The sequence below is a fragment of the Neorhizobium lilium genome (genome assembly GCF_004053875.1).
Lineage (GTDB): Bacteria > Pseudomonadota > Alphaproteobacteria > Rhizobiales > Rhizobiaceae > Neorhizobium > Neorhizobium lilii.
Genome location: NZ_SBIP01000003.1, coordinates 604515 through 617044, shown reverse-complemented (window position 1 = coordinate 617044; position 12530 = coordinate 604515). Strand labels below are relative to the sequence as shown.

Here is a 12530-nt window from a genome sequence, read left to right as displayed (position 1 = left end):
TAACCCTGTTGCCGGTTTGGCAGGCGTTCAGGTGGACCCTGATGGGACGGCGGGTTATTAATGATCAGTTAATTTTTCACTCCATGCCGGTTTCACCGACAGGTCGTCCATGCCAGCAGTTCAATACCCATTCATCGATATAGCTGTGCACGAAAGCGTGCGGGATCATTTTACCGCGGGCGAAGCCGTGGTCCTGTTTTCGCCTAACATGCAGGCCCCGCTCTGGGCCAATGGCGTCGGTGCCAGTCTTTTCGGCTTTCCGTCGATCTACGACTTCCTGGATCAAGGACCCAACCGGCTGGATGTGGCCTTCCGCCAGATCGAGGCAGCAGCCCGGCAGCTTTCCGCCAAGGGCGATGTGCGCCATGTCACGATCCGCGTCACCTCAGGCTTCCAGCGTCTCGCCATTCAGGCCCGTTGCGAACTCATCGAAGTGCAAGGCGAAGCAACGGTTCTGTTTACCGCCGCAGTGGAGACAAAACAGCTTAGCGACGCTGCCCGCGCCGCGCGGATGATCGAAGGGTTCGACGATCCGGAAACCCACATGGCCGTACTCGGGCAAGACGGCGCCGTGATCGCCGCCTCCGGTGAATTCGCAGGTCTGGAGATTTCCCCCGCAACGGCGAAAGCGCTGGCGGAAGCTGCAAGTGCCGATCGGGGGCGGCTGATCAAACGGCCGATCCCCACCATCAAGGGCTATCTGCCTGCCGCTATCGGCATGCCGTCGGACGAGCCCGCCCTGTTCCTTCTGTTCACCGTGGATACGACCTCGCACAGCGTTTCAAACGGCCCTATACCGACCACTGAAGAGCAGCCGAGCGACGATAGTGCCGGCATCCGGGATGATTTTGCGGATGCCATAGACGCCGTCGCGGAAATCGAAGAGGCGCCTGAGCTGGAAGAAGAAATCCTGCTTATGGTGGAGGAGCCTGTCGGCGAGGGCGACGTGCCGGAGGCACACGCCGTGGCTACCGAGACCGTAGCCGAGGTGTCCGCCCCTCCGGAAGTACTCGATCCCAGCGCAGATCCGATCGAAGACGTTGTCGACGGCGCGGTTCAAGCCGTCGATGCAGATGCGATCGAGCCTGCCATCGACACTGCGGCACCATCGACCACCGAGGAGGCGCCGGACGCAGATCCCACTCCCGAGCCCGAGAATGCCGCGTCCGACCCGGTTTCGGCAGATGTCAATCCCACGGATGAACCGGTGAATGCGACAGTCGAAGGCTTCGTATTCCAGCGCGACGCCCGGGCTCTGCGTTTCGTCTGGAAGATCGACGCGAACGGCCAGTTTACCGAGGTTTCCAAGGAATTTGCCACCGCAGTCGGACCGCATGCCGCGGATGTGACAGGCATGGCCTTTTCCGATCTCGCCGCGCTTTTCCATCTCGATCCGGACGGCAAGATCACCGAACTTCTCAACAAGCGCGATACCTGGTCGGGCAAGACCATATGGTGGCCGGTGGAAGGCACATCGCTGAACGTGCCGGTCGATCTCGCCGCCCTGCCCACCTATACGCGCACCCGCGAATTCGACGGATTCCGCGGCTTCGGCATCGTGCGGATCGCCGATGCTGCGGAAGATCCGAACGCTGTTGGGCTCTCCCTTTTGCCGCAGACGCAGGAAGACCTCGTCCCCGAAACCGAAGGTGAGGCGCGGGACAGCGTCGATGAGGAGATCCTTATTCCCGACCGGGAGAGCGTGGATGTCCTTCTGGATGAGCAGCCGCCAGAACAGGCGGCGGAGGACATTGTCGATCTGATCGAGGACCGCGCGCTAGAAGGCGGGGAGCCCGAACATTTCGAGCCGGAGGCACCGACCAGCGATATTGGCGACGAGACCACGAGTGGTGACGCTGCAACCGGTGGCGACGCAGCGGAACCCCTCGACTGGCCTGCTGGGGAGCGCCCTGCCCTGCGCCTGGTTCCGACGGCTGGCCGGCGTTATTCCGACAAGGTGATCCAGCTCGAAGAACGGCGATCGAGGCTGTCGCCCGGCGAACAGGCGGCCTTCCGAGAGATTGCCCGGCAACTCGACCGGTTCATCGGACCCGATGACCAGGATGGAATGGAATCGGACGAAGGTATGGAGCCTGCAAGCGAGGCCGAAGCCGAACTGCTGGAGGCGGCTTCTGTAGTGGAGGCTCCAGAAGCTCTGCCGCAGGACGTGGAGATCGTTCAGGAGCCGGAGCTTCCCGCCGAAGAAATCGAAGCGGCAGAAGAAGAGCGTGACGTTTCGGCCAGCGCCGAGGACGTCGTCCTTGACGCAGACCAGGTAGAAACCGAAGAACAAGCGCCCGAGGAAAGCACTGCCCAACCTGAGCCGGCAGTCACCCCGGAAGAGGCCGCAATGCCGGCGGACGCCGCCCCTGAGTTCCATGCCGCGAACATAAATGAAGTTCCGCCCGCGGATGAAACCGAGCCAGACGCTGCCGTAGACACAGAGGAAGAGCCTCCATTATCCGACCGCGAACTGCTCGGCCAGATGATCCCTATCCGCGAGCGGATCGGGCTGTCGGCAGAGATCATCGATCAGATGCCGGTGGCGCTGCTGGTACACAATGGCGATAGCCTCATTCACGGCAATCCGGAGTTCCTGAAGCTCACCGGCTACCAGACGATCGAAGAGCTTGCGGATGTGGGCGGTCTCGACGCGCTGCTGCAGCGGCAGGACCTTGAGGACAAGACCTCCGAAGCCAGCGGCATGGTGGTCGTGCGGGCCGACGATGCCATCATACCCGTCTCCGCACGACTGCAGTCAGTGCGCTGGGATGACGCCACTGCCCTGATGCTGGCGCTGATGCCCGTTGCGGCTGCAGCCACGCCGCAATCCGCCGGCACGGAAGACGAGGCCGGAGTGATACCTCTGCAGCCGGCCCGGCAGGCCGGCCAACTGGCACGCCTGCAGGTCGAGGTCGAAGAGCTACGCGCCATCCTCGAAACGGCGACGGATGGCGTGGTGATCATCGACGAAACCGGCGGTATCCGCTCCATGAACCGCGCCGCGAGCGGCCTCTTCAACTACGATAATGAAGAGATCAACGGAAAGCCTTTCGTGGTGCTCTTCGCACATGAGAGCCAGAGGGCAATCCTCGATTATCTGTCCGGACTTTCCGGCCACGGCGTTGCAAGCGTTCTCAACGACGGGCGCGAGGTGATCGGGCGCGAGGCATCGGGAGGCTTCCTGCCTCTGTTCATGACGATCGGAAAACTGACCTCGTCCAACGGCTATTGCGCCGTGATCCGCGACATTACCCAATGGAAGCGGACGGAAGAGGAATTGCGCACTGCCAAGCGGGCGGCCGAAACCGCCAATGCGCACAAGAGCGAATTCCTCGCCCATGTGAGCCACGAAATCCGCACGCCGCTCAATGCGATCATCGGCTTTGCCGACATGATGGCGAGCGAGCGGTTCGGGCCGATCGGTCATCCGCGCTATATCGAATATGCAAACGACATCAACCGCTCCGGTCGTCACGTCCTCGATATCGTCAACGACCTTCTCGACATCTCGAAGATCGAGGCGGGCGAGATGGAGATGGACTTCATCGCTGTCGGGCTGAACGAGACGGTGTCGGAGGCGGTGTCGCTTGTGCAGCCACAGGCAAACAACCAGCGGGTCATCATCCGCACGGCCTTGTCGAACGCGGTGCCTCAGGTGGTGGCCGACATCCGTTCGATCAAGCAGATCGTGCTCAACGTCCTGTCCAATGCCATACGGTTTACACCGTCCGGCGGCCAGATCGTGGTATCGACGGCCTATGAGGCCAATGGAACCGTGGCGCTCAGGATTAGGGATACCGGGATCGGAATGACGCGGGCGGAACTGGAGCTTGCGATGAAGCCATTCCGCCAGGTGGCCGGGACCGCCCGCAAGCGTGGCGACGGCACAGGCCTCGGGCTCCCGCTGACAAAAGCCATGGTGGACGCAAACCGCGCCAGCTTCGCGATCAATTCGGCTCCGAACGAAGGAACTCTCGTGGAGATCACCTTCCCGCCGCAGCGGGTGCTCGCTAATTAGAGCGGTCAGGGATGCGCATAAAAGAAAGGCAGCCTGGGGCTGCCTTTTAAGTTTTAATGCTGTCCAACGATTGGTGGAAGACATCATGTCTGAGGGAAGCTATCGGCTTCTCATATCCCCTACACGAGATCCGCCCATGTTGCTCCATTTTTGACCACATCGGATTAACAGGTGGTTAAAGCCGCCGGGCCTTTGCGGACAGGCAATATCTCCTGTCCCAAAACGAGACAACAGACCTCACCTTCTATCAATTCTTCAGGTCTTCCAAATCCTTGAAGAGATCGAGAGCCTCCGGATTGGCAAGCGCTTCCTTGTTCTTGACGGATCGACCATGCACCACGTCGCGGACCGCCAATTCCACGATCTTGCCGGACTTGGTGCGCGGAATGTCCCTCACCTGTACGATCCTGGCGGGCACATGCCGGGGCGAGGCACCGGTTCGGATTCGCGTCCTGATGGATTGCCTCAGCGCCTCGTCCAGTTCCAGGCCATTGGCCAGACGCACGAAGAGGATGACGCGCACGTCGTCATCCCAATCCTGTCCGATGCAGATTGCCTCGGCCACCTCCTGCATCTGTTCCACCTGGTTGTAGATCTCAGCCGTCCCGATGCGCACTCCGCCGGGATTGAGGGTGGCGTCCGAGCGTCCATGGATGACGATGCCGCCATGCTCCGTCCACTCGGCGAAATCGCCATGGCACCAGACATTGTCGAAGCGCTCGAAATAGGCCGCACGATATTTCTGTCCGTCCGGATCGTTCCAGAACATCAGGGGCATGGAGGGAAACGCCTTGGTGCAGACGAGTTCCCCCTTCCCGCCGCGCATCGGCTTTCCGTCGTCGTCCCACACGTCGACGGAAAGCCCGAGGCCCGGCCCCTGGATCTCGCCGCGCCAGACGGATTTCAGCGGATTGCCGAGCACGAAGCAGGATACGATGTCCGTCCCGCCGGAGATGGAGGCAAGATGGATATCGCTTTTGATGCCTTCATAGACGAAGGAGAAGCCCTCCGGCGACAGAGGCGACCCGGTCGACGCCAGCAGCCGCAGCGCCGACAGGTCGTGGCTCTGCCTCGGCACGATCCCGCTCTTGCGCAGAGCGTCGATGTATTTCGCGGATGTCCCGAAGACGGCGATCTTCTCATCCTGCGCATAATCGAACAGAACATTGCCATCGGGCGCGAAGGGCGACCCGTCGAACAGGCACAGGGTCGCGCCCACCGCGAGACCCGATACGAGCCAATTCCACATCATCCAGCCGCAGGTGGTGAAGTAGAAGAGCTTTTCGCCGGGCTCCAGGCTGCAGTGGAGCCGATGCTCCTTCAGATGCTGCAGCAATGTGCCGCCGGCGGAATGGACAATACATTTCGGCACGCCCGTCGTGCCGGAGGAAAACAGGATGTAGAGCGGATGCGAGAAGGGCAACGGCTCGAAGCGCAGAGCCTGTTCCTGGTAGGGGGACGTGAAGGCGTCGAGTGTGCGCCCATCGCCTAGCGAAGCGGCCAGCGTCGGCGCATCGCCCGCGTAAGGGATAACCAGAACCGGCGCCTTCAGCACGTCGGCAACCGCCCTCACCTTGGCCGATACATCCTGCAGCTTGCCGTTATACCAGTAGCCGTCGCAGGTGATGAAGAGCTTGGGGCCGATCTGGCCGAAGCGGTCGAGAACGCCCTGTTCGCCAAAATCCGGCGAGCAGGACGACCAGATGGCACCGAGCGATGCGGCGGCCAGCATGCAGGCTATGGTCTCGGGCATGTTAGGCATCATGGCGGCAACGCGGTCGCCGCTGACGATCCCCAAGCCGCTCATGGCCTGCTGCAGGCGCGATACCTCCGACCGGAGGCGGTCCCAGGACCAGCTATAACGGACCTTGTCCTCGCCACGGAAGATGAGCGCATCGCCCTCCCCGGAGCCCAAAAGAAGGTTTTCGGCAAAGTTCAACGTCGCGTCGGGAAAGAAGCGGGCGCCCAGCATGTCCTCGCCGTTGACGAGTGCGGGCACGCCCCGTTCGCCCTTGACGCCACAGAACGCCCATATGCCGGACCAGAAGTCGGCACGTTCCGCGATCGACCACTCATAAAAGGCATCGTAGCCGGAGAAGCTCTTCCCATAACGTTCGGCACACCAGCCCATGAACTGGTAGAGCGGCGTTCGGCGGCTCGCCTCCCCGGAGGGAATCCACAACGGCTGCTCAATGCCCATGCAACTGCTCCTCCCGAACAATCCTCGCGGGATATACGCTTAACGATAGACTCACCGCCGCAAGGCGACCCGCTACTGATTTGTATAGCAAGTCGATCAGGCGCATAAAGAGCAGTCGCGCGACCAGCTATCGTCCATTTGCGCGCCATCTTCATTTCCTATATCGCGTTTTCAATGTTGACCCCTCGCTTAGGAGATTTTCGGAGAAAGCTATGGCTCCCTCTTGGTCGAGGGTGGCAGCGCGTCATTGTGGGTGCAGCCGTTGTCCTTGCCCTGTTCGTCATTTTCCAGGTCGTCGCCCCTAGCCTGATCTCCTCCTCTCTCGTCCGCCAGAATATGGAGCGGGCTGTGGCCCGCTGGACCGGCCACAGCGTCAGCATTGCAGGACCCGCCGACATCCGCTTCTGGCCAAAGCCGCGGATCACGCTCCGCGACGTGACGATCCGCAAAACGGTCGAGGATGGCAGCGAGCGAGTGCTCGGCCATGTCGGCCGGCTTTCGGCGGGTTTCGATCTTTTGGAGGCGCTTAGGGGCGACCCGCAGTTCAAGGATTTCCGGCTGACCGACGCGCAGATCTTCGTGGTCCGGGAAGCGGATGGCCGCCTGGACTGGACCAATAGCGGATTGCTCAGTCAGGCCGTCAGAAATGTACAGACAAGCGGGGACCAGCAGATTCTCGACGCTGCTTCCGATGCCAACATAGGCGAGGTGAAGATCCGGGGCGGCATGCTTGAGGTCACCAATCTTACCGATGGCAAAAGAGTGCGCCTGGAGGGCATCGAAGGCAGCCTTGACTGGCCATCCCTCTCGCGGGGAATGCGCCTGCAAGGGCGGGCGAGTTTCCACGGGCGACCGCTGGATCTCGACATCGGGACGCCGCAACCGCTGCTGCTGCTTTCGGGACGAAGCGCCGAAACGGTGGTGAAGGTGCAATCCGATCTTTTCAGCGGCAGCTTCAACGGTGTCACCGACCTTGCTTCCCATGGCTTCCTCTCCGGTTATATTGCACTCTCGACCTCTGATTTTCCTTCGTTTCTCTCCTGGGTCGATGTCGATCTCCCCGCTACCACAGAGCTCCGGACGCTTTCGCTTCAGGCCAAGCTGGCCAGCAACGAGAACGCGATGCGGTTTGAAAGCCTGACGCTGGGGCTGAACGGGGTGGAGGCGAGCGGCATTCTCGATCTGACGCGGGAGGAGGGAAAGCGGCCGCGCCTTACAGGGACGCTTGCCATTGGCGATATCGACTTCTCGCCGCTCTTGCGAACGCTCGGGCCAAGCATGATCGATGGCGGCGAAGATGCGCGGCGGCTCCGCAGCAACCTCGAACTCGACGTCAGACTTTCGGCGCAGCACGCCACTGTCGGCCCCTTCGAACTCGATGAGCTGGCGCTCGGCATCATGAATGTCGGCGAGCAGACCCGCCTCGATATTCTCGACAGCGATTTCGAATCCGGGCGTCTGACCGGGCGCGTCGCGACCATCAAGGACGGCGGAGAGGGCGCGCTTGCCCTGCGGCTGATGATCCACAATGCGGATTTCGGCAGCATCGCCCGACGGCTGCAGTTTCAGGGCCCTCTGCCGGCTGCAACCGGCTCCATGGAAATCGCACTCGATGTGGCAAAGCCGCTGACACCTGCCGCCTGGCGCAATGCCAAAGGAACGGTCCTCTTTACCAGCGGCCCTGGCATTCTTCCGGGCCTCAACCTTTCCGCCATCCGCGAACTGTCGGCACGCAAACCCTATTTCCCTTTCAGCGAGGCGGCGAAGGGAGCTCTCGAGTTCCAGTCCGTGGAGCTAAACGCGAACCTGGCGGAAGGTTCGGCAGAAATAATCAAAGGCGAGATTACAACGGCCAGCGAAACCATCCAACTTGCCGGTATCGTCCCCTATGTAAACAACAGCCTGGCGCTTTCCTCGACCATACATCCGACCGGAAACGCTTCGACGGCACCTTCCGGCTTCTTCATCGGCGGCTCATGGCCAGACCCGGTCATCTGGCCGCTGCCCCAGACCGAGCCGAGGCCGGCCGAGTAGTCCCATGTCAGGCTGGAGTACGCAGGGCCAGGTGTTCGTCCTGCAGCCGGCGCAGCTCTGTCCGCTTCGTGCTGATCGAGGCGATGATCACGCCGATCGTCACGAGAGCGATGAGGATGGTGCAGATCGCATTGATTTCCGGCGTTACCCCAAGCCTTACCTGCGAATAGATCTTGATCGGCAGCGTGGTTGCGCCGGGGCCGGTGGTAAAGCTCGCAATCACCAGGTCGTCGAGCGACAAGGTGAAGGCAAGCATCCAGCCGGCGATGACGGCCGGAAAAATTAGCGGTAATGTGATCCGGAAAAAAGTTTTGACCGGCGGACAACCGAGATCCAGCGCCGCCTCTTCCAGGCTCCGGTCGAAGGTCAGCAGGCGAGACTGCACGACGATTGCGACATAGCACATGGTAAAAGTCGTATGCGCGATCACCACCGTCCAGAATCCGCGGTCCACCCCGAGCGCCACGAACAGCAGAAGCATGGACAGACCCGTAATAACCTCCGGCATGACAAGAGGGGCATAGATCATGCCGGAGAATATCATCCGGCCCGGGAACCGGCCGTAGCGGACCAAAGCCAGGGCAGCCATGGTGCCGAGAACAGTGCCGACCGATGCACTGAGGACGCCGACCCGTGCAGTGACCCAGGCGGCATCCATCAGCCCCTGGTTCGACCACATGGTCTGATACCACTGAAGAGAAAACCCGCCCCAGACCGTAACCAGCCTGGACGCATTGAAGGAATAGACGATCAGGATGACAATCGGGATGTAGAGGAAGGCAAAGCCCAGCGTCAGCACGGTCACGTCGAAACGGGAAGACTTCATCTTACGCGACCTTCTTCTGCTGGTTCTGGAAAATCATGATGGGGATGACCAGAAAGATAAGCAGGACCACGGCGACCGCCGAGGCAAGCGGCCAGTCGCGATTGCCGAAGAATTCCGTCCACAGCGTCTTGCCGATCATCAGCGTGTCGGCTCCTCCGAGAAGGTCCGGAATGACGAATTCGCCGGTGATCGGAATGAAGCAGATCATCGATCCGGCAATAACGCCCGGCAGCGAAAGCGGGAATGTGATTCGCCAGAAAGCCTTGAGCGGCGGGCAGCCGAGATCGTTGGCCGCTTCCAGAAGCGTGTTGTCCATCTTCTCCAGCGCCGAATAGAGCGGCAGCACCATAAACGGCAGGTAGGAGTAGACGATGCCGATGAAGACGGCAGTGTCCGTCCGGAAGATCTGCACCTGCTCCTCCGGCCCAAGTAGCCCGACGCCATGCAGGAGGAGCGTCAAAAGCCCATCCGGCTTCAGGATGCCGATCCAGGCATAGACGCGGATCAGGAAGGATGTCCAGAATGGCAGGATGACCATCATGACCAGCGTCGGGCGGATCGAACCCGGAGCCCGCGCCATGGCAAGCGCGATAGGGTAACCGATCAGAAGCAGCAGGACGGTGGAAATTGCGGCAATCCGCAGCGATGACAGGTAGGCCGTCACATAGAGGGGATCGTCGGTCAGGAAGATATAGTTCTCGAAATCCAGCTGCGAGAAGAAATCCCCGATCGCGCCGAAGCCTTCGAACACCGGCGTGTAGGGCGGCAAGGCGATGGCCGTATCCGAGAGCGATATCTTGAAGATGATGAAAAACGGCGCGGCAAAAAACAGCAGCAGCCAGAGATAGGGAAGACCAGCGACCAGCAGGCGGCCAAGGCCGCCTTTATCTTGCGTGTCTATGTCCTGAACAGCTGCCATCTTGCCTCCCCCTCACCGCGTCAGCACGAGGCCGGCATCGAGCGGCCAGGTAAGCCACACCATGTCGCCGAAGGTGATCGGCCGATCGACCAGACGAGAGACATTGGCCTGTGCGGCGCGCACGACGCGACCGTCGTCCAGCTTGACGATGAAAACGGAGAAGTCGCCGAGATAGCCGATATCCCAGACCTCGCCATGCACGGCATTGATGGAGGTATCTGCAGGCTGGTCGGGTGAAATACGGACCTTTTCAGGGCGCACGGCGAAGGCGACCTTGTCGCCGGTTGCGGCCTGGCACTCCTGATCGACCGCCACCTGGATGCCATCGCATTCGATGCGGATGGCACCTGGCGCGCCAAGCCCGCTATCCGTCGCCATCACCGTTCCTTCGAGGATATTGATGTCGCCGATGAAGTCCGCAACATAGCGGCTGTTCGGCGCCTCGTAGATTTCGGCCGGCGTCGCCACCTGGACTATGACGCCCTTGTCCATGACCGCGATCCGGTCCGAGACGGTCATCGCTTCTTCCTGATCGTGGGTGACGATCAGGAATGTCAGGCCGAGATTGGTCTGGATGTCCATCAACTCGAACTGGGTCTCCTCCCGCAGCTTCTTGTCGAGCGCGCCCAAAGGTTCATCGAGGAGGAGAACCTGCGGGCGTTTGGCCAGCGAGCGGGCAAGCGCCACGCGCTGCCTCTGCCCGCCAGAGAGCTGGTTCGGCTTGCGCTTGGCGAAGTCCTCCAGCTTGACGAGCTTCAGCATTTCCTCGACGCGCGCCGCGATTTCGCCTTTCGCCAGTTTGTCCTGCTCCAGCCCGAACGCGACGTTCTTTTCCACCGTCATATGCGGAAACAGCGCATAGCTCTGGAACATCATGTTGGTGGGCCGGCGATAGGGCGGTACGCCCCGAATGTCCTTTCCCTGCAGAAGGATCCGGCCTTCAGTCGGCTCCTCGAAGCCCGCCAGCATGCGCATCAAGGTCGTCTTGCCGCAGCCGGACGGCCCCAGCAGCGAGAAGAACTCCCGCTCGTAGATATCGAGGGTGAGATTGTCGACCGCGACGAAATTGCCGAACCGCTTGGTGATGTTCTCGAAGCGGATGAAGGGAACGGCCGACGGATCGGTCCACGGAGAGAATTTACGTTTTACCGGTCCAAGTGTCTTTGCCATCCCGTCGCCCCAGCCTGCCGAGAAACCGCATTAAAAAAGCGGGGCAGATGTTTCCATCTGCCCCTTTTCGATCAGTTTCCGGTCTTGATCTGCGTCCAGATCCGGTTCAGCACGCGCTGTTCTTTCGGTCCGTAGGGCGAGATGGTGAAGAGCTTCTTCGTCACCTCCTCGGTCGGATAGACCGAAGGGTTGTCCAGGATTTCCTTGTCGATGAACTTCTGCGAAGCAAGGTTGCCGTTGGCATACTGAACGTAGTTGGACGCCTTGGCGATGATCTCCGGCTTCATCAGGTAATTGATGAACGCATGAGCCTCATCGACATTTTTGGCGTCCGCCGGGATCGCCAGATTGTCGAACCACATATACGTCCCTTCCTTGGGGATCACGTACTGGATGTTCACCCCGTTCTTGGCGTCCGCCGCACGGTTCTTCGCCTGCAAAATGTCGCCCGACCAGCCAATGGTGATGCAGATGTCGCCATTGGCGAGATCGTCGATATAGGCCGAGGAGTTGAAGGTCTTGGCGAAGGGACGAACGGCGGAATAGACCTTGCCGCCGGCTTCCAGATCCTTGGTTTCCTTGCTGTCGGGGTTCTTGCCGACATAGTTCATGGAAATCGCAAACGTCTCGTCAGAGGCGTCGAGGATATTGATGCCGCAGGATTTCAGTTTCTTGGCATTTTCCGGCTTGAACAGAATGTCCCAGCTGTCGATCGGAACGTCGCCCAAGGCCTTCTTCACCTTGTCGACATTGTAGCCAATGCCCGTCGTGCCCCACATGTAGTTGACGGCGTACTGGTTGCCCGGATCGTATTTGGCGAGCCGTTCCGAGACCTGGGGCCACATATTGGAGAGGTTCGGCAGCTTGGACTTGTCAAGCTTCTGGAATACGCCGGCCTGAATCTGGCGGGCGAGGAAGGGGCCGGTCGGCACCACCACGTCATAACCCGAACCACCTGCCAAAAGCTTTGTCTCAAGGATGTCGTTGCTGTCGAAGACGTCGTAGACGACCTTGATGCCGGTTTCCTTGGTAAAATCGGTGAGGATGGATTCGTCGATATAATCCGACCAGTTATAGACGTGGACTACTTTTTCCTGCGCAAGTGCGCTTCCTGCGACGAAGGCTGACGCGGCAAATGCAGCAGCAAGCCTGAGCAACTGGCTTTTCATGATTTCTCCTGTTCCACTCTTTTTCGGGCAGCCGGTGAACGGCGCGCAAAATCCTTCGTCTTTTCAGGCGAGAGTAGAAAGGAATGCTTCTGCCCACAAGAGGGAAACTGCAGCGCAGCAAATGCCGGCGGACGGAACGAAAGGAGGAGCCGGCGGATGAGCGCCGGCTCCTCTTTCACTTGACGACTACG

General features: G+C 60.5%; 7 protein-coding genes. 2 read left to right on the top strand and 5 right to left on the bottom strand.

Annotation, left to right across the window (positions count from 1 at the left end):
* The first annotated feature begins 109 nt into the window (after positions 1-109).
* Positions 110-4021: an ATP-binding protein gene (locus tag EPK99_RS15460; RefSeq protein WP_128443971.1), complete on the top strand. Its 3912-nt coding sequence runs from the start codon at positions 110-112 to the stop codon at positions 4019-4021.
* Positions 4022-4268: 247 nt separating this feature from the next.
* Here EPK99_RS15460 and EPK99_RS15455 read toward each other — a convergent pair whose 3' ends face one another.
* Entirely contained in the window at positions 4269-6221 is a 1953-nt protein-coding gene (locus EPK99_RS15455; protein WP_128443970.1) for an acetoacetate--CoA ligase, read from the bottom strand.
* A gap of 249 nt (positions 6222-6470) precedes the next feature.
* Between EPK99_RS15455 and EPK99_RS15450 the strand changes: the two genes are divergently transcribed.
* Positions 6471-8255, top strand: a complete 1785-nt coding sequence (locus tag EPK99_RS15450) for an AsmA family protein (RefSeq protein WP_164901784.1) — start codon at positions 6471-6473, stop codon at positions 8253-8255.
* Positions 8256-8262: 7 nt separating this feature from the next.
* On the opposite strand, the gene EPK99_RS15445 is transcribed toward EPK99_RS15450, so the two are convergent.
* The 4 genes from EPK99_RS15445 to EPK99_RS15430 form a co-directional block, all read right to left on the bottom strand.
* Positions 8263-9081 carry an ABC transporter permease gene (locus EPK99_RS15445; protein WP_128443968.1) on the bottom strand — a complete coding sequence of 273 codons (819 nt, stop codon included), beginning with the start codon at positions 9079-9081 and terminating at the stop codon, positions 8263-8265.
* 1 nt (position 9082) lies between these two features.
* Positions 9083-10000: an ABC transporter permease subunit gene (locus EPK99_RS15440; protein WP_128443967.1), complete on the bottom strand. Its 918-nt coding sequence runs from the start codon at positions 9998-10000 to the stop codon at positions 9083-9085.
* Positions 10001-10012: 12 nt separating this feature from the next.
* Positions 10013-11170, bottom strand: a complete 1158-nt coding sequence (locus tag EPK99_RS15435) for an ABC transporter ATP-binding protein (RefSeq protein ID WP_128443966.1) — start codon at positions 11168-11170, stop codon at positions 10013-10015.
* 71 nt (positions 11171-11241) lie between these two features.
* Positions 11242-12339 (bottom strand): polyamine ABC transporter substrate-binding protein, encoded by a 1098-nt coding sequence (locus EPK99_RS15430; RefSeq protein WP_128443965.1) that lies wholly within the window; start codon positions 12337-12339, stop codon positions 11242-11244.
* Positions 12340-12530: the final 191 nt, after the last annotated feature.

Coding starts and splice junctions, on each gene's coding strand:
- EPK99_RS15460 (WP_128443971.1), top strand. CDS start 110: ATGCCAGCAGTTCAATACCCATTCATCGATATAGCTGTGCACGAAAGC.
- EPK99_RS15455 (WP_128443970.1), bottom strand. CDS start 6,221: ATGGGCATTGAGCAGCCGTTGTGGATTCCCTCCGGGGAGGCGAGCCGC.
- EPK99_RS15445 (WP_128443968.1), bottom strand. CDS start 9,081: ATGAAGTCTTCCCGTTTCGACGTGACCGTGCTGACGCTGGGCTTTGCC.
- EPK99_RS15440 (WP_128443967.1), bottom strand. CDS start 10,000: ATGGCAGCTGTTCAGGACATAGACACGCAAGATAAAGGCGGCCTTGGC.
- EPK99_RS15435 (WP_128443966.1), bottom strand. CDS start 11,170: ATGGCAAAGACACTTGGACCGGTAAAACGTAAATTCTCTCCGTGGACC.
- EPK99_RS15430 (WP_128443965.1), bottom strand. CDS start 12,339: ATGAAAAGCCAGTTGCTCAGGCTTGCTGCTGCATTTGCCGCGTCAGCC.